At 73.4% G+C, this 22358-nt stretch carries 19 protein-coding genes and 1 pseudogene; 6 read left to right on the top strand and 14 right to left on the bottom strand.

Features of this window, described 5'->3' with window-relative positions:
- Positions 1 to 127: 127 nt before the first annotated feature.
- Positions 128 to 2326 carry an MMPL family transporter gene (locus tag ACFVZW_RS23235; RefSeq protein WP_384524288.1) on the bottom strand — a complete coding sequence of 733 codons (2199 nt, stop codon included), beginning with the start codon at positions 2324 to 2326 and terminating at the stop codon, positions 128 to 130.
- 193 nt (positions 2327 to 2519) lie between these two features.
- On the bottom strand, positions 2520 to 3068 hold the full coding sequence (locus ACFVZW_RS23230) for an FHA domain-containing protein (protein WP_384524286.1): 549 nt from the start codon (positions 3066 to 3068) through the stop codon (positions 2520 to 2522).
- Between the two features lie 241 nt (positions 3069 to 3309).
- On the opposite strand from ACFVZW_RS23230, the gene ACFVZW_RS23225 reads away from it, so the two are divergent.
- Positions 3310 to 4278 carry a GNAT family N-acetyltransferase gene (locus ACFVZW_RS23225; RefSeq protein ID WP_384524353.1) on the top strand — a complete coding sequence of 323 codons (969 nt, stop codon included), beginning with the start codon at positions 3310 to 3312 and terminating at the stop codon, positions 4276 to 4278.
- Between the two features lie 64 nt (positions 4279 to 4342).
- Complete coding sequence (treZ, locus tag ACFVZW_RS23220; RefSeq protein WP_384524350.1) at positions 4343 to 6094, top strand: malto-oligosyltrehalose trehalohydrolase; 1752 nt, start codon at positions 4343 to 4345, stop codon at positions 6092 to 6094.
- 139 nt (positions 6095 to 6233) lie between these two features.
- On the opposite strand, the gene ACFVZW_RS23215 is transcribed toward treZ, so the two are convergent.
- The 3 genes from ACFVZW_RS23215 to ACFVZW_RS23205 are packed head-to-tail and all read right to left on the bottom strand — an operon-like array spanning position 6234 to position 9335.
- A complete protein-coding gene (locus tag ACFVZW_RS23215) occupies positions 6234 to 7382 on the bottom strand; it encodes an aminopeptidase P family protein (protein ID WP_384524284.1) in 1149 nt (382 codons plus the stop codon).
- Between the two features lie 39 nt (positions 7383 to 7421).
- Positions 7422 to 8387: a hypothetical protein gene (locus ACFVZW_RS23210; RefSeq protein WP_384524281.1), complete on the bottom strand. Its 966-nt coding sequence runs from the start codon at positions 8385 to 8387 to the stop codon at positions 7422 to 7424.
- Positions 8388 to 8438: 51 nt separating this feature from the next.
- Entirely contained in the window at positions 8439 to 9335 is an 897-nt protein-coding gene (locus tag ACFVZW_RS23205; RefSeq protein ID WP_384524278.1) for a LysR family transcriptional regulator, read from the bottom strand.
- 77 nt (positions 9336 to 9412) lie between these two features.
- Here ACFVZW_RS23205 and ACFVZW_RS23200 point away from each other — a divergent pair, with 77 nt between their 5' ends.
- Positions 9413 to 10138: a hypothetical protein gene (locus tag ACFVZW_RS23200; protein ID WP_384524275.1), complete on the top strand. Its 726-nt coding sequence runs from the start codon at positions 9413 to 9415 to the stop codon at positions 10136 to 10138.
- 62 nt (positions 10139 to 10200) lie between these two features.
- Here ACFVZW_RS23200 and ACFVZW_RS23195 read toward each other — a convergent pair whose 3' ends face one another.
- The gene (locus ACFVZW_RS23195; protein ID WP_384524272.1) at positions 10201 to 11103 is read right to left on the bottom strand and encodes a poly-gamma-glutamate hydrolase family protein; all 903 of its coding nucleotides are present in this window, start codon (positions 11101 to 11103) and stop codon (positions 10201 to 10203) included.
- A gap of 42 nt (positions 11104 to 11145) precedes the next feature.
- On the bottom strand, positions 11146 to 11781 hold the full coding sequence (locus ACFVZW_RS23190) for a nucleoside/nucleotide kinase family protein (RefSeq protein ID WP_384524269.1): 636 nt from the start codon (positions 11779 to 11781) through the stop codon (positions 11146 to 11148).
- Positions 11782 to 11828: 47 nt separating this feature from the next.
- On the opposite strand from ACFVZW_RS23190, the gene ACFVZW_RS23185 reads away from it, so the two are divergent.
- Together ACFVZW_RS23185 and ACFVZW_RS23180 are read left to right on the top strand one after the other, a co-directional pair.
- Positions 11829 to 12221, top strand: a complete 393-nt coding sequence (locus tag ACFVZW_RS23185; RefSeq protein WP_384524266.1) for a VOC family protein — start codon at positions 11829 to 11831, stop codon at positions 12219 to 12221.
- 102 nt (positions 12222 to 12323) lie between these two features.
- Positions 12324 to 12653: a hypothetical protein gene (locus tag ACFVZW_RS23180; RefSeq protein ID WP_384524264.1), complete on the top strand. Its 330-nt coding sequence runs from the start codon at positions 12324 to 12326 to the stop codon at positions 12651 to 12653.
- Between the two features lie 61 nt (positions 12654 to 12714).
- Here ACFVZW_RS23180 and ACFVZW_RS23175 read toward each other — a convergent pair whose 3' ends face one another.
- The gene (locus ACFVZW_RS23175) at positions 12715 to 14130 is read right to left on the bottom strand and encodes a TerD family protein (RefSeq protein ID WP_384524261.1); all 1416 of its coding nucleotides are present in this window, start codon (positions 14128 to 14130) and stop codon (positions 12715 to 12717) included.
- A 147-nt stretch (positions 14131 to 14277) separates the two neighbouring features.
- Between ACFVZW_RS23175 and ACFVZW_RS23170 the strand changes: the two genes are divergently transcribed.
- A complete protein-coding gene (locus ACFVZW_RS23170) occupies positions 14278 to 15516 on the top strand; it encodes a benzoate/H(+) symporter BenE family transporter (protein WP_384524258.1) in 1239 nt (412 codons plus the stop codon).
- 3 nt (positions 15517 to 15519) lie between these two features.
- Here ACFVZW_RS23170 and ACFVZW_RS23165 read toward each other — a convergent pair whose 3' ends face one another.
- The 6 genes and pseudogenes from ACFVZW_RS23165 to murC form a co-directional block, all read right to left on the bottom strand.
- On the bottom strand, positions 15520 to 16107 hold the full coding sequence (locus ACFVZW_RS23165) for an NAD(P)H-dependent oxidoreductase (protein ID WP_384524256.1): 588 nt from the start codon (positions 16105 to 16107) through the stop codon (positions 15520 to 15522).
- Entirely contained in the window at positions 16104 to 16208 is a 105-nt protein-coding gene (locus ACFVZW_RS23160; protein WP_384524253.1) for a histone-like nucleoid-structuring protein Lsr2, read from the bottom strand. The genes ACFVZW_RS23165 and ACFVZW_RS23160 overlap by 4 nt, the downstream gene beginning before the upstream one ends.
- A gap of 2619 nt (positions 16209 to 18827) precedes the next feature.
- Positions 18828 to 19427 (bottom strand): annotated as a pseudogene (locus ACFVZW_RS23155) (NACHT domain-containing protein); the annotation flags it as partial.
- A 464-nt stretch (positions 19428 to 19891) separates the two neighbouring features.
- Entirely contained in the window at positions 19892 to 20254 is a 363-nt protein-coding gene (locus ACFVZW_RS23150) for a hypothetical protein (RefSeq protein WP_384524250.1), read from the bottom strand.
- A 114-nt stretch (positions 20255 to 20368) separates the two neighbouring features.
- Entirely contained in the window at positions 20369 to 20779 is a 411-nt protein-coding gene (msrB, locus tag ACFVZW_RS23145; protein WP_384524247.1) for a peptide-methionine (R)-S-oxide reductase MsrB, read from the bottom strand.
- 13 nt (positions 20780 to 20792) lie between these two features.
- A complete protein-coding gene (gene murC, locus ACFVZW_RS23140) occupies positions 20793 to 22184 on the bottom strand; it encodes a UDP-N-acetylmuramate--L-alanine ligase (RefSeq protein ID WP_384524244.1) in 1392 nt (463 codons plus the stop codon).
- Positions 22185 to 22358 lie beyond the last annotated feature (174 nt).

Raw genomic sequence — 22358 nt, 5'->3', positions numbered from 1 at the left:
GCCACGGGGGTTTCGCCGGCGGCCACCACCCGGGCCCGCGGGGGGCCCGGCCCCGCCCCGCCCCGGCCCCCCCCGCGTTCCGTGGCGGCGCGGACGCCGCGTGACGTCCGGCCGGTCCGGCCCCGCCTCAGACCTCCACCGGCCTGGCCGGTGCCGCGGCCGCCGGCACGCGCGCCGTCCGGACCGCCGCCGTCGCCGGGCGCCGCGGCCACCAGACGCGCTCGCCGAGGAGGGCCATCGTCGACGGGAGGATGATCGCGCGCAGCACGATGGCGTCGAAGAGGACGGCGACCGTCAGGCCCACCGCGATCTGCTTCATCTCGATACGGTCGATGAAGAGGAAGCTGACGAAGACCGACACCATGATCACCGCGGCGCTCGTCACCACACTCGCCGAGCCGGCGATCCCGTCGACCACCGCCTGACGCGTCGGCACCCCGCGCTCCACGGCCTCCCGGATCCGGCTGACCACGAAGATCTGGTAGTCCGTGGAGAGCCCCACGAGGATTGCGAGCACCAGCAGCGGCGTACGGGAACCGACGAAGCCCAGCGACTCGAAGCCGAGCGGCCCCTCCGCCCAGGTCCCCTGGAAGACCAGCGTGAGGACGCCCCAGGCCACCAGTACCGCCGCCAGGTTGAGCAGCATGCCGAGCGCCGCCATCACGACCGAACGGAACGCGGCGTACATGATCGCCAGGGTGGCGAGCGCGACGAAGAGCACCACCCAGGGCAGCCGCTCCCGCTGGTGCGCCGCGTAGTCCGCGCCGGCCGCGATCTCGCCGGACACGGCCCACTGCAGCCCCGGCACTCCCTCGACGGCCGCCGGCAACAGCTGCCCGCGCACCTTCTCCAGGGAGCGGGCCGCCTCGGGCGAGTTCGCGGCGTACGGAACGGGCAGGGCCAGCAGCGCCGTGCGCCCGTCCTCGGCCGTCCGCACCACCGGCGCCCGGTCCTGCGCGAAGAGCGCGTCGCCGCGCGCGGACTCGGCCAGCTTCCGAAGCGGCGCTGCCGGGTCCTCGCCCCGTACGAGCACGAGATGCGCGGGCCCTTCGGACGGGAAGGCCGTCACGAGCCTGTCGTACGCGGCGACCGCGGGGATGCTGTCCGGGAAGGTCTCCTTGCCCTCGGTGCCGAGCTTCATCCCCAGCGCGGGCGCGGCGAGCGCGACGGTGGCGACGAGGCCGGCGATCAGGGCGACGAGCGGACGGCGGACGACGGGCCGCAGCAGCCTGGCCCACAGGCGCCCTTCGCCGCCCGCGCGGTGCCGGCGGGCGAGCCTGCCGCCGTCCATCCGGTGGCCGAGCTTGGCCAGCAGGGCGGGCAGCACGGTCAGCGAGCCGCCCACCGCGACCAGCGTGACGAGGATCGCCCCGGTGGCGATCGAGGAGAAGATCACGTCGCCGACGAGGTACAGGGCGGCGAGGGACAGGGCGACGGCGAGACCGGAGTCGACGACGGCCCGTCCGGAGGTCGCGGCGGCCAGTTCGACGGCGCGGGCGTGGGAGATCGTGCCGCCGGAACGCTCGCGCTCCTCCCGGGCCCGCTTGAGGTAGAAGAGCGAGTAGTCGACGCCGACGGCCATGCCCATCATGAAGATCACGCTGAGCGCCGCGCCGCCCGCGTCCGGGAAGACCCAGGAGGCGAGCCCGTACAGGCCGACCGAGCCCGCGAAGGCGAAGACGGCGAGGAGAACGGGGATGCCGGCGGCGAGGACGGCGCCGAAGACGACGAAGAGGATGAGGAAGGTGACCGGGAGACTGATCATCTCGGTCCGCTGGAGGTCCTGGCCCTGCTTGTCGTTGACGGCGACGGAGATGGAGGCGCTGCCCGTCTGCTCGATCCGCAGGCCCGGGTGGGCCCGCTGGACGGCGGCGGTCTGCGCGAGGAGCGCGTCGACGTCCTTCTTCGCGGTCTCCCGGTCCCCGCGCAGGGTGACGGCGATCCGCAGGGCGGCGCCGTCGCGGGCGGCGACCGGCTCACCGACCGACTCGACGGCGGGCAGCCCGTCCATCCGGCGGCGGATCTCGCCCGCGGCGGCCGTGGGTTCGTCCCCGGCGGTCCGGGCCGTGCGCTCGATCAGCACCTGCTCGACGGGCGGCGGCGTCAGTCCGCTGCCGGAGGCCATGGCCTCGGCCCGTCCGGCCTCACCGATCCAGAAGTCGGCGAACGAGCCCTTGTTCATGCCCGCGGCGGCCCCCGCGCCGATGCACAGCGCGAGGAGGAGCACCCAGCCGGAGATGGCCTTCCACGGGTGCGTGGCACACCACTGCGCCGTTCGGACCGTGACCGGGACTCTGCCTTGCGGCTGCTGACCTGTTGTCCTCATGGCGATCAGCCTCCCGTCGGAGGCGTCGCCGGGTCACTGGTGGACTCCGGTGTCCTGGCGGGGGGTTACCCCCACCCTTGCGGGAACCTCCCTACCGGGAACGGTGGTTGATCCGGCCCGGGGCACGGCCGTCGAAACGACACGCGTCCCTCCGCAGCCGTCCCGACCGTCCCCGACGCACCCGCCCCACCGTTCAGCGGACCGAGAGCCGGAACGACATCTGTCCGAACGCCACCATGTCTCCCGCCCGCACGGCCACGGCGCCCGTGACCCGTCGGCCGTTGACGCTCGTGCCGTTGGTCGAGCCGAGGTCGCGCAGGACCCACATGCCGCCCTGGAGGGAGAGTTCGGCATGCAGCCTGGAGACGGTCTCGTGGCTCAGCCGCAGCCCGTTCGCCGGGTCGCGGCCGATCCGCAGCGGGTGCGGACCCGGTTCGGGCAGCAGCAGCTTCGGCAGCCGCTCGGCCTGCCAGGCGCGGCCGAGCTTGGCCGTGAACGCGGACATCTTCTCGACCGCGCCCACCACCCGCCGCGTCCAGCCGGACTCGGTCTGCAGATCGGCGGTGAGCAGGGCCAGTTCGTCCGGCCGGCGCGCGACGAGCGCGCGCTCCATCCGGAACAGGAAGGTGTCGTGCGAGAGCCTGCCCTGCGCGGCACCCTCACGGAGCAGCACCAGCGCACGGTCCCGCTCGGCGTCGGTAAGCCGCGCGGAGTGCGTGGAGAACTCGAAAGGCGTCGTCACACCGTGATTGTCGGTCCGAGGGGCCGGACGTGTCCAGAACGGGGCTCGTCACATGGCCCGCAGGGGCGCGAACGGCCGCACGGAGCCCTGATTCCGCCTACCGGCTCACGAGATGGCGAGGCGCGGCTCCCGGGCGAGGGCCGGCTCCGGGAATGCCCCGGACCCCACCACCAAGATCGCTGGTACCGTCTGCGGACTCGATTTCCCAGGGGGACCCGACGTGACCACGTCATCGACCGACATGCCTGACGGCGTGATACTGCGCCCGCTCTCCGGACCGGAGGAGCTGGGGCTCTTCTGCCGGCTCAGCTACGTCCTCGACCACGAACTCGAGGACGATCTCGCCACCGGCCGCCGTGTGCCGGCGTGGATGTGGGTCGCTCTGCGCGGCGATCGCGTCCTGGCCAGGATCTCCTGGTGGACCACCAAGGAGGGTGGCGAGCCGCTCGCCCTCGACTTCTTCGACCTCGACCCCGAGCTGGCCGCCGAGGAGCGCGCCGAGGTCGGTCTGCGTCTCCTGGAGACGGCGACCGCCGCGGTCGTGCCGGTGGGCACGGCGCGCCCGGAGTTCGGCCGGTTCATGCCGGCGGACTGGCGCGAGCTCCCGGAGACCCGCGCCCGGCTGGAGACCCTCTTCGGTGTCCTGGAACGCTCCGGGGCCCGCCCGCTGGTCGAGCGGCTGCGTCTGGAGTGGCTCCCCGGCACTCCCGTACCGGAGCCGACGGGCCGGCTGGAGTTCCGCCCGGTGCGCGACCGCGAGGACCTGGTCGCACTGATGACGCCGGTCATGGAAGGCACGCTCGACGCGCACGGGCAGGCCGACCTCGCGTCCGGTCTCTCGCCCCGCGCGGCGGCGGAGCAGCACTACGACGAGGAGTTCGCGCACTACGCCTCGCCCCGGGAGTGGTGGCAGGTCGCGCAGCTGCCGGAGACCGGTGAGCCGGTCGGCTTCGTCGTGCCCGCACGGAACAACTACCACCACACCATCGCGTACATCGGTGTGCTCCCCGCACACCGCGGCAAGGGCTACATCGACGACATCCTCGCCGAGGGCACCCGTGTCCTGGCGGGCCAGGACGTGCCGCGCATCCGTGCGGCGACCGACCTGGGCAACGTCCCGATGGCCAACGCCTTCGCCCGCACGGGTTACGCGACGTTCGAGCGAGCGATCAACTTCGTCTGGGACACACCGGGCGCGGCCCAGTCCTGACTGCCAGGATGGACGCCGTAGTCGTTGTCGTTGCGTGGTGTCCGTCGACGAGGGGATCCGACCGGTGCTGTTCGAGGTGTGGGCCCCGCAGGCCCGTGACCGGGTGACGCTGGAGCTGAACGGCACCGGGCAGCCCCTGGAGCGGGACGCCGAGCGGGCCGGCTGGTGGACCGGGGTCGCGGCGGCCGAGGACGGCGACCGCTACGGCTTCTCGCTGGACGGCGGGCCCGTACTGCCCGACCCCCGGTCACGCCGCCAGCCGGACGGGCCGGACGGACTCAGCGCGGTCGTCGACCACTCCGCGTACGTCTGGTTCAACGAGTCCCCGCGGCTGCGGCTGCGCGCCGGTGTCCTGTACGAGCTGCACATCGGGACCTTCACCCCCGACGGGACCCTGGACGCGGCCGCCGAGCGGCTCGGGGAGCTGGCGGGGCTCGGCATCACCCATGTGGAGCTGATGCCGCTCTGTCCTTTCCCGGGGATCCGCGGCTGGGGGTACGACGGCGTCGCGCCGTGGGCGGTGCACGAGCCGTACGGCGGGCCGACGGCGCTGAAGCGGTTCGTCGACACGGCGCACGGCCTCGGGATGGGCGTGGTCCTGGACGTCGTCCACAACCATCTCGGCCCGTCCGGGAACCATCTGCCGTCCTTCGGCCCGTACTTCACCGACACGCACCACACGCCGTGGGGTGCGGCCGTGAACCTGGACGCGGCGGGCTCGGACGAGGTCCGCGCCTATCTGCGGGACAGTGCGCTCGCCTGGCTCCAGGACTACCGGATCGACGGACTCCGGCTGGACGCCGTGCATGCCCTGGTGGACGACCGGGCGCTGACGTTCCTGGAGGAGCTGTCGGAGGCGGTGGACGAGCTGGCGCGGGAGCAGGGCCGCCAGCACTTCCTGATCGCCGAGTCGGACCTCGCCGATCCGCGGACGACGACCCCGCGCGTCTCGGGCGGTCTCGGCATCCACGCCCAGTGGAACGACGACTTCCACCACGCGCTGCACACCGCGCTGACCGGTGAGTCCCAGGGCTACTACGCCGACTTCGCGCGCGCCCCGCTGGCCGCGCTCGCCAAGACCCTGACCCACGTCTTCTTCCACGACGGTACGTATTCGAGCTTCCGGGGCCGTCGCCACGGACGGCCGGTGGACCGGGTCCGTACCCCCGCGCACCGCTTCCTCGGCTACGCCCAGACGCACGACCAGATCGGGAACCGGGCGCTGGGCGACCGGCTCTCCGCGACCCTCTCCCCCGGCCTGCTCGCCTGCGCGGCGACGCTCGTCCTGACCGGCCCCGCGGTCCCGATGCTCTTCATGGGCGAGGAGTGGGGCGCGAAGACGCCCTGGCAGTACTTCACCGACCACACGGATCCGGAGCTGGCGGAGGCGGTACGGCGGGGCAGGCGACGGGAGTTCGCGGAACACGGCTGGGCGGAGGAGGACATCCCCGATCCCCAGGAGCCCGCGACCCGGAACCGCTCCGTCCTGGACCGTACGGAGCGCGAGCGCGCCCCGCACAACCGGCTGCTCGCCTGGCACCGCGAGCTGATCGCGCTGCGCCGGACCCTGCCGGACCTCACCGACCCGGACCTGGCGGCGGTCCGGGTCGCGTTCGACGAGGAGGCCCGCTGGCTGGCGTTCCGCCGCGGGGTGCTGCGGATCGCGGTCAACCTGGGCAAGGAACCGGTGGAGATCCCGCTCGGCACGAACGGCCGCGACCGGGTCCTCGCCGCCTGGGATCCGGTCGACGCCCCGGGCTCGGACGGCCTGCTGCGACTGCCGGCGGAGTGCGCGGTGGTACTGACGGACGGGTGAGCGGCCCGGGCCCGGCCAGGTGGCGAGCCGGGCGGGTACACGGGACCGGTGGGAAGGCGGGCCGGTGGTGAGCCCGCGCCTCCCAGTGGTCCACCGAGTTCCGCAGGTCGTTGGCGAGGGCGGCACGCGCACCACCTGATCACTCCACGATCGCCATCTCATGGGGCGTGTTGTTGAAGCGGCGGCCGCCGCCGGTGCCGTCCTCCGTCGCCGTCACGATGTCCTCGATGCGGACGCCGAAGCGGCCCGGGAGATAGACGCCGGGCTCGATGGAGAAGCACATGCCGGGCACGATCGCGCGTTCCTCGCCCTCGATCATGTACGGGGGTTCGTGGGTGGTGACCCCGACGCCGTGGCCGGTGCGATGGATGAAGTACTCGCCGTAGCCCGCGTCCGTGATCACCTTGCGGGCCGCCCGGTCGACGTCCTGGCAGGCCACACCGGGACGGACGGCCTCGAAGCCGGCCTGCTGGGCCTCCCGCACCAGGTCGTGGACGCGCTGCTCCTCGGCGGTCGGCTCGCCGACGTGGACGGTACGGGTGGTGTCGGAGCCGTACCCGTGCTTGAGCCCGCCGAAGTCGAGGACGACCATGTCGCCGCGCTGGATGACCCGGTCCCCCGCCTCGTGGTGCGGGTTCGCGCCGTTGGGGCCGGAGCCGACGACGGTGAAGTCGACCTGGGAGTGGCCGAAGCGCATGAGCAGCGCGGCGAGGTCGGCGGCGACCTCGGTCTCCCGACGGCCGGCGAAGGCGACCTTCACGATCTCGCCGTACGCCTGGTCGGCGGCGGCGCCCGCGGCCGCGATCCGCTCCAGCTCGTGGGCGTCCTTGACCGCCCGCAGCATCGGCAGCGCCTCGGTCAGGGACACGTACGAGGTGCCGGGAAGCTCCTTCTGCAGCCCGAGGAGGTGCATCGCCCAGGCGTTGTCGCTGACGCCGAAGCGCCCCTCGACGTCGAGGAGGGGCGAGGTGACCGCGTACGGGTCCTTGCCGTCGGTCCAGTCCCGCAGCGTGAGCGCGGCGGCGCCCGGGGCCTTCTCGGCGTCCGGGGCTTCCAGGGTCGGCACGACGAGGACCGGGTCCCGGCCCGCGGCGATGACGAGGACGGTGAGCCGCTCGGTGATCGCGGTCGGCTGATAGCCGGTCAGATAGACCAGGTCCGGGCCGGGCGCGACGAGGACACCGGCGAGTCCGGCGTCGGCCGCCGACGCGGCGGCGCGCTCCATCCGGGCTCGGTAGTCGTCGGCGGTGAAGGGGGCGGGCGTACGGGACTCGGGCGTACTCGACATGGGGTCATCCTGCCCGCCGAGCCCTCGGGCCGCGAGTGCTCAGCGCTTCTCCGGCCCCGGCCCCTGGGCGATGAGGCGTTCGAGCAGCTCGTGGAAGTCCTCGCCGACGACGATCCGCAGCTCCCCGCCGTCCGCGTCCCGGTCGCTGAGCTGGGTGAGCGTGCCGCCGCGCCACCAGAAGACGTACGGGCTGATGGCGCCCGGGGTGTCCTCGTAGCCGGAGGCGGCGAACGAGGCCATCGCGCCGAGCGCGGGCACGATCGTGGTGTCGCGGATCGGGTGGAAGGCGAGTTGGTGGCGGAACGGCATCGCCACCAGGGCGCCGTGCTCGCCGATCGGCTGCCCGGTGACGCGCCGTACGACGGTGTCCAGGTCCAGGACCCGGCTCGCGGTGTAGAAGGAGTCGCCGAGGATCACCTCGAAGCACATTCCGTCGGCGTCCCGTACCGTCTCGTGGCCCTCGACGGGCAGCCCGCGCAGGTTGGCGAGCGCCCGGTCCCGCAACCGCTCGACGTCGCCGAGCGGTTCGAGTGCCTCGTCGGTGAGCATCATGACGCTCTCCGGCAGGTCCAGGGCGAGGATCTCGTACAGTCCGGGCGCGACGCTCCGTGCGTAGCCGAAGGTCCCCGGGTCGATGCCCTCGCCGCTGACCACCCGCGGGTAGAGCTGGGAGCGGATCTGTTCGGGCGGGAGGGTGTCGAGCGCGGACGGGCCGTCCATGGTGCGCAGCACGAGGCCGACGTGGCGGCGGATGAGCGCGGGCCAGGCGCGCGGTCCGCGGCGGTCGTTGTGGCAGACGGCGGCGAGGTTGCCGAGGCCGAACTTGCGGCCGTCGGCGTCGCTCACCAGGTCTGCGTAGACGGTGACTTCGAGGCCGAGTTCGGCGAACGCCTCGCGGACCCGGCTGCGGAAGAGGGCGGCCTCGCGCTCGGAGAAGTACGAGAACTCGGGGTCCCTGGGCGCGTCGTCACCGTCACGCTTGGGTCCTCGCCGGAACAACCCCACGTCCGCCCGCCTTCCGTCGCCTGGGGAACAGCCTAGGGGGTGTCGAGTGGATCAGGTGGGGAGTCGCCAAGTCGACTCCGCGACCAGGCACGCTGCCAACTCGGCGGCCGGGGGGCCGGGTTCGGAGCGGGTGTGGAGGAGTTCGGTGCGGTGCACGAGACGGGGCGCGCCCAGCGGTACGGCGACGGCGCCCGCGATCGCGTCGGCGAGGGAGACGGGCAGCAGCGTCAGGCCGTGGCCGGCGGCGGCCAGCGCCCCGAGGGTGCGGGTGTCGGTGCCTTCGTAGCGCAGTGCGGTACGGAAGCCGTGGCCGGCGGGGCCGCCGTGCGCGGCGCGCAGCCCGTCGAGCGGGATCCCGGCTTCGGGGGCGTCCAGCCAGCGCGCGTCGACGAGGTCCGCGAGGCGCAGTCCGGGGCGCCCGGCGAGCGGGTGGCCCGCGGGCAGGACCACGGCGAGCGGCTCTTCGGCGACGCGCACGGCGGTGAGCGGGGCGACGTCGGGGAGCCGCAAAGGGTCGCTGGGCGCGGCGAGTCCGTCGACGAGACCGAGATCGGCGGCTCCGGTCGCGACGGCGGCCGGCACCTCGTCGCGGGGCAGGGTGCGCAGGGTGACGCCGGAGGCGGGGAGCGCGGCGAGCGTACGGGGGTGCAGGGCGAGCGGGGATACGGCGAGGGTCAGCGTCCCGCGGGGCGCGGCGGCGAACCGGGCGAGGTCGGCGCGGGCGGCGTCGAGCCGGAGGAGGAGGGAGCCGGCGTGTTCGAGGAGGCGCTCACCCGCGGGGGTGGGGACGACGGGGCGGCGACCGAGCAGCGGCAGTCCGAGGTCGTTCTCCAGGGCGGCGATGTGCTGGGAGACGGCGGACTGGGTGTAGCCCAGTTCGCGGGCGGCCTCGGAGAACGAGGCGAGCCGGGCGACGGTGACGTACGTACGCAGGAGGTGCGGATCCATGGCCATAAGTGTTCACGATGGAGAGTGCAGGAATCATCGTTGGACGTGAACCGGGCTGTCCGACCAGCATGGTCCGCATGACGAAGACATCTCGCATCGCCCTGGTCGGTGACCGTTCCCCGCATGTGAAGTCCCATGTCCGCATCCCTCTGTTGCTGGACGCGCTGGCCGAGCGCGACGGCCTCGTGCTCGACGCCTACTGGATCCCGACCGGGGACGCGGAGGCGCCCGGCGCGGTGAAGGGCTTCGACGCGGTGTGGGTACTGCCGGGGAGCCCGTACGCGAGTGAGGCGGGCGCGCTGGCGGCGATCCGCACGGCGCGGGAGGACGGGATTCCGTTCCTCGGCACCTGTGGTGGCTTCCAGCACGCGCTGCTCGAGTTCGCCCGCGACGTCTGCGGCCTGAGCGGCGCGGCGCACGCCGAGAACGACCCGGCGGCGGCCGGGGACGACCTGCTGATCGCGCCACTCGCCTGCTCCCTGGTGGGCCACGAGGGGACGGTGCGGGTGACACCGGGCTCGCTCGCGGAGTCCGTTCTCGGCGCCGAGCGGACGACGGAGCGGTACCACTGCGACTACGGCCCCGACAGCCGCCATCTGGACACGCTGCGGGCCCACGGCCTGCGCTTCACGGGCGAGGACGAGGAGGGCCAGGTCCGGATCGCGGAGCTGCCCGGGCACCCGTTCTTCCTGGCGACGCTGTTCCAGCCGGAGCTTGCGGGCGACGGCTCGCGCCCGCACCCGGTCGTCCGGGCGCTGGCGCGGGCGGCGACGGAGCGGACGGCCCCGGAGCGGGCGCGGTAGGACGGCGCCGCCACGGGGCGGCCCGCCCCGGATCGCGGTCACGGGTACGGCCCCGCCCCCGCCTACACGGCGTCGCGGCCGAGTTCGTGGCGGTCGACGGCTTCGCGTACGGCGTCGACGAAGCCGTTCCAGAAGTGGGCCTCGTCCGCGGTGCCCTTGCCGGCGGTCGCCCTGCGGTCGGCGGCGCTGCCGAAGGTGCCGAACATCGCCTTGCGCAGCTCGGTGGAGATCTCCAGCTGGGCACCCGCCCCGCTGCTCGTGCGGTTGACGATGTTCGCGGGATCGTCGCCGTTCAGCGGGGAGTCGACGCCCGCGACGACCACGGTCACGTCCAGCCGGGGGGTGCCGGTTCCGGTGGTGAGGCCGTGCGCGGCGAAGGCGGACGCCAGGTTGCGCATCAGGCGCTGGTCGCGGCCGCCGATGAGGATCTGCTTGGCCGGGCCCGTCTCCGGGGCGAAGCCGTGCAGGGAGACGGCGTACAGGTTGTGGCCGCACACGGCCAGGGCGGCCGGGTCGTCGCAGTTGGTCGAGGTGACGTGGAGTTCGCTGGAGGAGGCAAGCCCCTCGAACATCCAGTAGTCGCGCTGCGGCACGCCGGCCACGGCCGCGGGCGCGGTCCCGGCGCCGGTGGGCGTGTACCCGGCGATGGCGAGGCACAGTTCGCTGGTGCCCGCCTCGATGCCACCGCCGTGCGGCGCGATGATCGCCGTACTGCGGACGGGCTCGCTCGTCCCGCTCGCGTTGTCGAGGAGTTCCGCCGGGGCTCCGCGGCGGAAGCGGCGCATCCAGTGGACGCCCTCCTGATACGTACCGCTGCTGTAGAGCGCCGTGTTGGAGGGGAACTCGGCGGCGGTGGTGGCCGCGGCGGCGGTACTGCCGTTCCCCGCGAGGTCGTTGATCAGGGGGAGGCCGGCGGCGGCGGCCGCCATGGAGGTCAGGATCGTGCGGCGACTGGTCGTATTCATGCGGTGATCATGTCCGATGGGCGACGGACGGCTCCCGAGGGGTCAGTTCATGCGCACGACGAGGTGGGCGCGGTGCCGGCCGCGGGCGACGAGCCGGGCGTTGGACTCGTCGGAGTCCTGGACCCAGCGCTCGGCGTGGGCGCGGTCCTTGCCGAAGCGGACGTGGCGCTCGACGAGCCGGGGCACGCGGCGGCGGTCGTCGAGCTCCAGGTACCAGGCCTCGTCGAGGAGCGGCAGGACGGTGGCCCAGTGGCCCTCGTCATGGAGCAGGTAGTTGCCCTCGGTGACCACGAGCGGGATGTCGGGGGCGACCGGTATCGCTCCGGCGACGGGCTCCTCAAGGGCCCGGTCGAAGGCCGGGGCGTAGACAGTGGTGCCGGGCTCGGGGGCGCGCAGGCGGGCGAGGAGCGCGGTGTACCCGGCGGCGTCGAAGGTGTCGGGCGCGCCCTTGCGCCGGGCGCGGCCGAGCCGCTCCAGCTCCTGCTGGGCGAGGTGGAAGCCGTCCATGGGCACGAGGGCGGCGAGCCCCTCCAGCCGGGCGACGAGCCGGGCCGCCAGCGTGGACTTCCCGGCCCCCGGGGCCCCGGCGAGCCCCAGGATCCGCCGCCGGCCGGGAACGGCGAGCAGCCGGGCGCGCGCGGTGAGCTCGGTGAGCGACTGGGCGTCCATGGGGTGCATTCTCGCACCGTGTGGCGCCCGTGAAGTCATACGTATAACCTGAGCGCATGTCCTCCATCGCTCTCGTCACCCTCGTCGTCCGTGACTACGACGAGGCCATCGCCTTCTACACCGACGCCCTCGGCTTCGACCTCGCCGAGGACACGGACCGTGGCGACGGCTCCCGCTGGGTCGTCGTCCGCCCCGCGGGCGGCCCCGCCGGTACGGGCCTGCTGCTCGCCCGCGCGAAGGACGCCGCTCAGGAGTCCGCCGTCGGCGCCCAGACGGGCGGCCGCGTCGGCTTCTTCCTCCACACGGACGACTTCGCCCGCGACCACGCCCGGATGACGGCGGCGGGCGTCCGCTTCCTGGAGACCCCCCGCCATGAGCCGTACGGCTCGGTGGCGGTCTTCGAGGACCTCTACGGCAACCGCTGGGACCTCCTGCAACCGGCGTCCTGACCCGGGCCGTTACGACGGCGGCCCCTACGACGACGGTGACGGTGCCAGGGCGTACGGTCGGGTCTTCGACGGCAAGCTGGACCAGGCCGAGGAGGCGCTGGGGTGACGGATGTGCGCGAGGGGCGGCGGACCGGCGCCGCCGAGCGGGTCGGCGTCGTCGTCTGTGCCGGCGTCCTGGCCGTAGGGCATCTCGCGACGGGCTACGTCCTTCTGGTCGCCTGCACCACCGAGCCCGACGGTCCCTGGGACCGGCAGGCCGCCACCAACTCGGGCTTCGCCGCGGGGTTCGGCCTGGCCCTCTCCGTGGTCACCGTGCTGCTGACCCTCTGGTTCGTGAGGGCGGAGTGGCTGCGGGCGTGGTGGTACGCGATCCCGACGGCGTTGGCCGCCGCGGCGATCCTGCGCCTGACACTCCTGGCGCCCGCGCTCTGACGACGATCGTGTGCGCCGCCCCGGAGAACCTCCGGGACGGCGCACTCATGACCTGCGGTGATCAGCGCCTGGACCACCACGCTCGGCCGGCCTGGGCCGTGCGGATGTCCGTCACCCTCGCGAGGCCGTCCCCGGTCGACGGCCGGCTGTGGGGCTCCACGTGCTTCAGCTGGGCCCGCCAGGGGCCGTCCGCCATCTCCAGCTGCACGATGACCGGGCCCTCGGGCAGCGGTACGGTCTCCCGTCGCTTGCCGATCTCGTTGACCACGTTCTCGTCCGTGGGCAAGCACGTGGGGTCGTCGTGCCCCGCCAGTTCGTACAGGTTGACGATGAGGTTGTCGTCGCCTCGGTAGTGGATCGCGAGGTCGGCGGTGCCCGCGGTGTGCAGCAGGACGTCCGGGCCTCGGCTCTCCCCCCATTCCTCCGTCAGGCGCGTCGCCGCGGCCAGCGGCAGCACCTGGAGCTGCCAGGGGCCCTCAGCCTTCAACCGCAGCCGCAGCCGCCCGTTTTCGGGGACCCGGGTGAGCACGCGGCCCCGGAAGTCCTCCTCGGTGCTGTTGACGAGGGTGTCCCCCTCCTTGTTGAACCGGGTGAGCGGCCACAGTCCGGTGTAACCGTCGCCCCGGATGGCGAGGTCGACCACGACCGGCCCCGGCGGGAGCCCCTCCACGGTGATCACGTCGTTGTCCCGGCCGGTCTGGGTGTACGGCTCGAACACGGCACCGAACCCCCACTCCTCCATACCGGCGGCGACCGGCACCGGAGCGACGGGCGCCGGAGCGACCGGCGCCGGGGCCTGGAACGGGGGTGGCGCCGCGGCCGGGGCCGGAGCCGGCGGCTGGAAAGCGGGCGGTGCCGCGGCCGGAGCCTGGTACGCGGGCGGTGCCGCGGCCGGAGCCTGCGTCGGAGCCTGGAACGGGGGTGGAGCCACGGTCGGAGCCGGAGCCGGCGGCTGGAACGGGACCGCCTGCGGCGCCTGGCCCTCCTGTGCCACGTCCACTCCGTGGTCCGTCACCAGGCCGACGAGGCCGTTCAGGTACCCCTGGCCCACCGCACGGAACTTCCAGCCCCCCGCCCGCCGGTACAGCTCGGCAAGCACCATCGCCGTCTCGCCGCCCGCGTCGTTCACGTCGTACCGCGCGACCGACGTGCCGTCGGGCGCGAACGCCTCCACCGACGTCCCGATCACGTCCCGCAGCGCGCCGTTCTCCACCGACCCGACGACGAGGACGCGCACGACCTCCTCCTCGACGAGCGGGAGTCCGACGTCCAGCCACATCGTGCCGCTCTCGGCCCCGGTCAGCCGTACGGCGTTCGACGGATGCGCCGGCGCACCGTGGAACACGATGTCCGCGTCCCCTCTGACGCGCCCCTTCTCCGTCAGGAGCAGCACCGCGACGTCCAGCCCGTTCCGCACGGCGACCCGCAGCGGCACCGTCGGAACGAAGGCGTTGCCGCCCTTGATCATGCCCCCCATGGAACACCCACCCCTCTGTTCATTTCCCCTCCACGATCTCTCACTTACGGATCTTCCGGTCATCACGGCCCATCAGACAAGGGCAGAAGGGGGACGTGCGAACATGCGCCGACGCCCCATGCACCGAGAGCACGAGCGAGAGCACCCATGACCTTCATGCGACATCTGCGGTCCGCCGCGCCCCCCACCGCCGTAGCGGCCGGCTTTCTCGCCATGCTCATCGGCGTCACCAGCTCCGTGGCCGTCGTCTTCACCGCCGCCAAGGCCGCGGGGGCCACGTCCGCGCAGCTCACCTCGTGGGTCTTCGCCCTGGGGATAGGCATGGGCATCACCTGCATCGCCCTCTCCCTGCGCTACCGCGCACCGATCGTCACGGCCTGGTCGACGCCGGGGGCCGCTCTGCTCGCCACCGGGCTGCAGGGGGTGACGATGGCTCAGGCCGTCGGGGCGTTCCTGCTGTCCGGCGTGCTGATCGTCATCAGTGGGGTCACCGGCTGGTTCGAGCGGATCATGAACCGGATTCCGGTCCCGCTCGCCTCCGCGCTGCTCGCGGGGGTGCTCCTCCAGTTCGGCACCGAGCTGTTCACGCAGATGGAGCGGAACGGTCTGATCGCCGTTCCCATGTTCCTGGCGTATCTCGTGGGCCGGCGCTGGTTCCCCCGGTACGCGGTCGTCGGCGCGCTCGTCGCCGGGATCGCGGCGACGGCGTGGCAGGGTTCCTGGAAGCTGGACGGCTTCGAGCTCGCGCTGGCCGAACCGTCCTTCGTACGACCCGAGTTCAGCTGGCAGGTCCTCGTCGGGGTCGGCCTTCCGCTCTTCGCGGTGACGATGGCCTCGCAGAACCTGCCGGGGGTGGCCGTCCTGCGCAACGCCGGCTACACGACGCCGGTCTCGCCCCTCCTGACCTGGACGGGCACGGTCAACACCGTCCTCGCGCCCTTCGGTTGCTTCGGTCTGAACCTGGCCGCGATCACGGCGGCCATCTGCAGCGGCGAGGCAGCCCACCCCGACCCGCGCAAGCGCTATGTCGCGGGCGTCTGGGCGGGCGTCTTCTATCTGCTGGTCGGCCTCTTCGGCGGTACGGTCGGCTGGCTGCTCACCGCGATGCCGCCGGCCCTGGTCCTGGGCATCGCGGGCATCGGCCTCCTCGGCACCATCGGCAGCTCGCTCACCTCGGCGCTCCTGGACGAACGCCTCCGCGAGCCGGCCGTGGTCACGCTGCTGGCCACCGCGTCCGGCCTCACGCTCTTCGGTATCGGGTCGACGTTCTGGGGCCTGCTGGCGGGCGTCGTGACACTCGCGGTGGGCGACCTCGCCCGCCGGTCCCGGAGGACGGCGGACAAGGAGCCGCACCCCGCGACTGCCGAGGAGGCGAAGAACCACTGAGCCTCAGAGCGACCGCGCCAGCTCCGCCGCCCGCGCGAGGTGCTCGTCCTTGAGGGCGGCCCACTCCTCCTCCCCATGGGTCGCCGACCCACCCAGGACGACGAACTCGCTCGTCTTCGCCCGCGCGCCGATCCGGTCGGTGAGCATGACGGTCCTCATCGCCTCGTGGCACCCCGACGCGTCGAGCTCGGCGACGGTGTAGCCGGCCGTGCACAGCACCAGCGCCTTCGCCGCCACCGCGACCCCGGCCGGCTTGTACGCGAACCCGACCGTCCACACCCGGTCGAACCAGCCCTTGAGCCGCGCGGGACAGTCGGCCCACCACACCGGATAGACGAACACCCACACGTCGGCGGCCGCCAGCCTGGCGTGCTCGGCGGCGACGTCGTCGGGAACGGCCGCGTCGGCGCGGCGCCCGGACTCACGCTCGTACTCGTCGCGCGTGAGCTCCGATCGGAACCCCATCGCGTCGAGGTCCGAAACGGTGTACGTGTGTCCGCCCTCGACGAGCCCGCCCGTGAACGCGTCGAGCACCTCACGCGTGAAGCTCCGCTCGCTCGGGTGCGCGTAGACGACATGGACGTGGGTCACGATCTCTCTCCCTCCGCCTGTTCCCAGGCGTCCAGGATCTCGGACGGGACGCGTCCGCGGTCGGGAACGTCGTAACCCTGCGCACGATCCCACGCGCGCACGACCCGGCTACTGACGGATCGCCCGGGCAACTCCAAGTGCCCCGCCGGCCAGGGCCCACCGGTCACAGAGTCCCGTCAGTCCGTGTCGGTCGTGTTCTGGGTGGCGGTCGCGGATGCGGGCGAGCCGCCCGTCTGCGTGAACATGTCGTTCACGATCTTCTCGGCCAGGGCCGCGTGTTCCTTCGGGGTCTCGGTCCTGACCCAGAGGAGGTGGGCCTGCCAGGTCTTCGTGGTCGTGTCCCGCGACAGCCAATAGCGCTTCATCGTCAACCGGTAGCGCTCGCCGACGACTCCCGCCGCGTAGTACGTGGCGTCGTCGCGTCTCGTCCACGACGGCTGCGTCTGATCTGGCGCCTCGCGCAGGAACCGGTCGGTCTCCTGCCGACTGCACGAGCCGCCGCAGCGGTGGAAGCGGATGTCGAGGCGCAGTTCCGGCAGGAGCCCCGCCTTCACCTGCGCGGGCCCGCTCCCGCAGGTGTACGTGACGGGGTCCACGCCGTCCTCGCGGGTGCAGTCGAGGTGCTTCGGGGCCCGGAACACCAAGGGGGCGTACAACAGGTGCCAGAGGTGGGACCGTTCGTCGTCCTGCCAGGTCGCTCCACGCAACGACTGGGCCGGGCGGCGGGGGTAGTACGCGAACCGGTTGTCCTTCCCCGGGATGCCCGCCCGCCGTGGGAGATCGGCCAGGGACCGCTCGCTGAGCGGCGTACCCGAGGCTCCGGACCCGCCACCCGCGATCCCGGCCCGCCTGGCCGCCTCCCGGGCCAGGATCCGCGCGATCTCGCCCGCGCGGTCGAGGGACGCGAACTCCTCCTCGTACCGGATGTACAGGAACGCGTTCCCGGTACGCAGACCCACCTCCGCGTACCCTCTCGGCCCCAGGACCTCGTCGGTCCCGCGGGCCGGATCGGGCATCGCCGACAGATACGCCTCGTCGCCCAAGCCCGTGAGCTCACGGTGGAAGCCGCCGCCCGTGCCTCCCTCCGCCCACGCCTTCGCCCGCTGTCGCGCCTCGCCGTACTCCACCTGCGCCCTGCGGGGCCCCGTGAGGAAACGCCCCTCCCCCGCCAGCACCCACGCGCCGACCGTGATCTCGACGCTGCGGGCGAACGGAGCCTGCTCGCCCGCGGCGCACGTGCGGCCTCCGTCGGCGGCGAGCGTCGCGGGATCCTCCATGAGCCGGTCGAGATCCCGCCGCGCGAGCAGTCCGCAGGCGTCGGGCAGCGAGCGCACCGGCCCGGGCAGCGGCAGTGCGAGGACGGCCCCCGAGGCGACGACGAGCACCGCCAGCGAAGCGGCCGCCGCGAGCACCGTGGCCGTGGCCTTCCGCAGGGCGGCGAGAGGCCCGCCGGGCCGGGTACGGATCGGCACGCCCCCACCCGCGTCCCGCGCCAGCCGGTCGCGCAGTTCGATGTGGCGGAAGCGGTAGACGCCACCGGACTGCCGCAGCACGCCCCGCGCGTGGGCGTCCTCCAGGAACGCCATGAACTGCCGGGGCAGCCTGCCCGTGCTCCAGAAGTACAGCCGCGCCACGGTCAGACCGCCCCACGCGGACGCCCCGAACGCGTACAGGGTCCAGACGAACGGCATCCCGACCGCGAGGAGCAGCCAGTCGCGTGCGGTGACGACGTTCACGCCGCCGAACTGCTGCCAGCAGGCGAGCATCACGACCGGGAGCACGAGCACGACGAGCGGAGTGTCCGTCACCCCCCGTCTGACCGGCGCGAGCCAGCCCAGGGTCAGGACACCGCGCCGGTCGGCGCGCAGCAGCCCGGCCGGGCTGTCGGCGAGCGCCGGGTCGGAGCTGCGCCAGACGGAGGCGACGGCCCTCACCCCGTACGCCCATACGACGGCCGCCGTGCCGACGGACATCAGCCAGCGAAGGGGCTCGGAGCCGAGGACCCACACCTCGGCCCACCCCGCCACCAGTCCGGCCGTCGCCAGCGCCGCTGCCACCCGGTCCGTCCGCCGGGCGAACGCCGCACGGATCTCGTCCCCGCCCGGCCGAGTCGGGCGGCGGGGCGGGAACTGCCACGCGGCCGGACAGGCCGCCGCGGCGGCGATCAGCACCAGGCCGCACACCAGCGCGAACACCCCCGACTGCGGCACCGGAAACCCGCGGTCCCACCAAGGCCGGCCGAAGTCGAACTGCGCCGACAGCACCGCGGCCGCCCCGAACGCCGGCACCAGCGCGAGCGCCCGCACCGCCCGCGGCACCGAGGCGTCCAGCCGCCACCACGCGAGGTCCTGCTCGTTCGCCTCCTTCATCCGCGCGGCGAGGAAGCCCGCCCACGCGCGCGCCCGTTCCGGCGCCCACCCGCCGTGCGCGGCCCGCACATCGTGCGAGGAGCTGTAGACGACGTCGAGGAACGCGTCGTACAGATGGGCTTCGATCTCCCCCGGGCGGTCGAACCTCCCCGGCTCCAGCAGCTCTGCGGGGTCGGAGTCCCGGCGCGCGTACGCGACCCGCGCGAGGCCCACCATGAGCGGCACGCTCAGCGCGTCGCGCAGCCGTCGCACCTCGGGGGAGCCGCCACCGGAGCGGTCGTCGGCCCGGTCCAGCCGATCGAGTACGGGAGTCCAGCGGCTCGGTCTCCGTCCGGGGCTGAGGTACGCCCGTACGGAGTCGTCGCTCAACGGGCTGAGGCGGATCTCCGTGCGCTCGAACACGTCCTCGTCCGGCGCGTGTTCGCGGTACTCCGGCTCTCGGCTCGTGAGCACGAACGGGCGGCGCCCCCGCATGGTCCCGGTGATCTGGCGGAGCGCGTCGGCGCGCCGGTGTCCGGGCAGTTCGTCGAACCCGTCGAGGACGGGGAGCACCCGGCGGGTCAGCAGCAGATGGAAGGCGACGTCGACCGGCGGAGCACCCGCGATCGACGCGAAGGCATCCGGATACTCCTCCGCCAGCCGCCCTGCCAGCCAGCCCAGGAGGCCGTGCCCGGGATCCCAGGACGCCAGCGACACGACGGCGGGCACGGGGTCCTGGGAGCGGGGGGCGCGGCGGCGCAGGAGCGCGTGCGCGAGGCGAAGGACGAGGACGGATTTGCCGGCCCCGGCCCCGCCGAGGACGACGAGGCGTCGGGAGGGGGTGGAGGCGAAGAGGGCGGCGATGGACGTCTCGTCGCTGTCGTCGGCACCCGCGCGCGAAGCGGCATCGGCACCGTCGTCACCGCCCGGCCCTTCCCCCTCCCCCGCCGAATCGGTCCTCGTCCAGCTCACCGCCAGCGGACGCGGGTCGTTGATCCTCGCCAGGCGCTCGTCCTGGTCGTAGCGGAAGGCGAGGCCCTCCGCCAGCGCCTCCGCCGCGCGGGCGAGGTTCTTCTCGGAGCGCCAGACCGCCCGGCGCCGTCGGGCCGACGCACGGCTCACCCTCGTACCGGCCTCGGCCGCGATCGCGCCGGCCAGCAGGAGCCACCCGCCGGTCACGGGCCCCGGGTCGAACCGTTCCGCGAGGGGCAGTTCGGGGCGCCCGAGGAGGAGCAGTGTCCCGAGGAGGGCGCAGGCGATACGGGCGAGCGGGCCGAAGGCGCGGTACCAGGGCGAGTCCGCCCCCGAGTGGATCTCGTACGCGCCGTGGATCTCCACGGTCCCGATGTCGCGCGCGAACACGACGTTCCTCTGCGTGCCGCCCGATATCTCCTGGTGCGAACCCTCGGCGCCCCCGTGCTTCACCGCCGCGCCCCTCAGCTCAGGTTGATCGGTCCGTGGACGTCCCGGGCGATGACGACGTTCTTCTGGGTGCCGCCCGATATCTCCTGGCGCGTGTCACCGCCGCCTCGCGCGTCGCCGCCCTGGACCCGCTCCGCCTCTTCCCGCCACAGCGCGAGCGCCTCCGCGAAGGCGGGGTCCTGGCGGGCCCGCAGGAGCAGGGCCTCGGCCAGTTCGTGGGCGCGCCGGGCGTTCCCGGTGTCCTCGTCGAGCGCCGTCAACTCCCCTTCGCTCGCCGGGGCTTCTCTCCGTACGAGCGCACGGAGCCGCTCCCACAGGCTCTGTCCCGCGGCTCCCGCCGTCCCGCTCGCCAGAGCGATGAGAAGTTCTGCCGCCACCGGTTCCACGAACGCTCCCCCCTTCGTCACGTCACACGCGTCACCCGATCACACACGAACGTGCCCCCGGCCGACCGTGGTCAACCAGGGGCATGCGCGAGCCTCGTCCGAAGGCTACGAATCCGACTCCGGCGTCAGCCGCAGCGAGATCGAGTTGATGCAGTAGCGCTGGTCCGTCGGCGTCGGGTAGCCCTCGCCCTCGAAGACATGGCCCAGGTGCGAGCCGCAGCGAGCGCACCGCACCTCGGTGCGGACCATTCCGTGCGAGCGGTCCTCGATCAGTTCGACGGCGTCGCTGTCCTTCGGGTCGTAGAAGGACGGCCAGCCGCAGTGCGACTCGAACTTCTCGGTCGAGGTGAAGAGCTCGGCGCTGCAGGCCCGACAGGAGTAGACGCCCTTGGTCGTGGTGTCGGTGTACTCACCCCGGAACGCGGGCTCGGTGCCCGCCTGGCGCAGTACCTGGTACTCCGCCGGGGTCAGCTCCGCACGCCACTGCTCGTCCGGCTTCTCGACGTCGTACGACATGAGCTCTCTCCCTCTACTTCGACAGGTGGGCGAGGATCCGCGGTCCGAGGTCCGTGACGTCGCCCGCGCCCATCGTGAGAACGAGATCACCGGGCTTGGCCATTCCCGCGATCACCTCCGGGACGGTCTCCTTGTCGTGCACCGCCGTCACGTCGGCGCCGGCCGCGCGGGCCGCCGTGATGATCAGCTCGCTGGTGATGCCGGGGATCGGGTCCTCGCGGGCGGGGTAGATGTCGAGGACCACGGAGGCGTCGGCGAGGGTGAGGGCGTCGCCCATCTCCTTGCCCAGCTCCTGGGTGCGGGAGAAGAGGTGGGGCTGGAAGACGACCAGGAGGCGCGAGGCTCCGGCGGCGCCGCGCATGGCCTCCAGGTCGGCGGTCATCTCGGTGGGGTGGTGCGCGTACGAGTCGATGACCTGGACGCCCGCCGCCTCGCCCTTGAGCTGGAGGCGCCGGCCGACTCCGGTGTACGCGGTGAGGGCCTGGGCCAGCTCGGCGGGGTCGATGCCGACGCGGGCGCCTGCGGCGAGGGCCGCGGCGGCGTTGTGGGCGTAGTGGCGGCCGGGGACGGAGACGGTGAAGGTGTGCTCGACGCCGTCGAGGACGACGACGACCTCGCTGGTCATGCCGTTCGGCACGATCGAGCGGATCCACACGTCGGAGCTCTCGGCCTCGCCGACGGTGACGATGCCCAGCCCCTCGCGGTGCGCGACCCGGGCGGCCAGCTCGCGGGCGCCGGAGTGCTCGCCGACGACCAGGGTGCCGCCGGGGCGGATCTTGGCCGCGAACGCCTCGAAGGACTCGTAGATCTCGTCCATCGACGCGTAGTTCGCGTGGTGGTCCAGCTCCACGTTGAGGACGATCGCGACCTCGGGGTCGTACTTCTGGAAGCTGCGGTCGCTCTCGTCGGCCTCGGCGACGAAGACCTCCCCCGCGCCGTGGCGGGCGTTGGTGCCGGGGCCCGCGAGGTCGCCGCCGATGGCGTACGAGGGGTCGAGGCCGAGTTCGGTGAGGGCGACGGCCAGCATGGAGGTGGTCGTGGTCTTGCCGTGCGTACCGGCGACGGCGATCGCGCGCAGGCCGTCCATCAGGGAGGCGAGGGCGTCGGAGCGGTGGACGACCGGGATGCCGAGCTCGGCGGCGCGGGCCAGCTCGGGGTTGTCGGCGCGGATGGCGCTGGAGACGACGACGGCGGTGGCGTCGTCGGCGAGGTGGGCGGCCGCGTGGCCGATGTGGACGGTGACGCCGAGGGCGCGCAGCGCTTCGGCGGTCGCGGACTCCTTCGCGTCGCTGCCGGCCACCTTCGCCCCGCGCTGGGCGAGGATCTTCGCGATGCCCGACATTCCGGCACCGCCGATGCCGATGAAGTGCGGCCGTTCCATGGCGGCAGGGATGGCGGGTGCCATGCGGATCTCTCCCCGGGGTGCGACGTACAGGAGGGCCCCAGCCTAGTGGCTCGCCCGGACGGCCCCCGGCCCCCCCCCCCCGGGCGGGCGGGGCGCGCCCCCCCGCCGCCGGGGGGGGCCACAGTTTGTGGCCGGGCGCCCCCCGCGGGGGGGGGGCCCCCGGGCCCCGCGGCG

It is taken from the genome of Streptomyces sp. NPDC059567 (genome assembly GCF_042735655.1).
Lineage (GTDB): Bacteria > Actinomycetota > Actinomycetes > Streptomycetales > Streptomycetaceae > Streptomyces.
Note: the sequence above shows the minus strand (reverse complement) of the source record. Positions and strands in the feature narration are given on the sequence as shown.

Coding starts and splice junctions, on each gene's coding strand:
- ACFVZW_RS23235 (WP_384524288.1), bottom strand. CDS start 2,326: ATGAGGACAACAGGTCAGCAGCCGCAAGGCAGAGTCCCGGTCACGGTC.
- ACFVZW_RS23225 (WP_384524353.1), top strand. CDS start 3,310: ATGCCTGACGGCGTGATACTGCGCCCGCTCTCCGGACCGGAGGAGCTG.
- ACFVZW_RS23215 (WP_384524284.1), bottom strand. CDS start 7,382: ATGTCGAGTACGCCCGAGTCCCGTACGCCCGCCCCCTTCACCGCCGAC.
- ACFVZW_RS23205 (WP_384524278.1), bottom strand. CDS start 9,335: ATGGATCCGCACCTCCTGCGTACGTACGTCACCGTCGCCCGGCTCGCC.
- ACFVZW_RS23200 (WP_384524275.1), top strand. CDS start 9,413: ATGACGAAGACATCTCGCATCGCCCTGGTCGGTGACCGTTCCCCGCAT.
- ACFVZW_RS23195 (WP_384524272.1), bottom strand. CDS start 11,103: ATGAATACGACCAGTCGCCGCACGATCCTGACCTCCATGGCGGCCGCC.
- ACFVZW_RS23190 (WP_384524269.1), bottom strand. CDS start 11,781: ATGCACCCCATGGACGCCCAGTCGCTCACCGAGCTCACCGCGCGCGCC.
- ACFVZW_RS23185 (WP_384524266.1), top strand. CDS start 11,829: ATGTCCTCCATCGCTCTCGTCACCCTCGTCGTCCGTGACTACGACGAG.
- ACFVZW_RS23175 (WP_384524261.1), bottom strand. CDS start 14,130: ATGGGGGGCATGATCAAGGGCGGCAACGCCTTCGTTCCGACGGTGCCG.
- ACFVZW_RS23170 (WP_384524258.1), top strand. CDS start 14,278: ATGACCTTCATGCGACATCTGCGGTCCGCCGCGCCCCCCACCGCCGTA.
- msrB (WP_384524247.1), bottom strand. CDS start 20,779: ATGTCGTACGACGTCGAGAAGCCGGACGAGCAGTGGCGTGCGGAGCTG.
- murC (WP_384524244.1), bottom strand. CDS start 22,184: ATGGCACCCGCCATCCCTGCCGCCATGGAACGGCCGCACTTCATCGGC.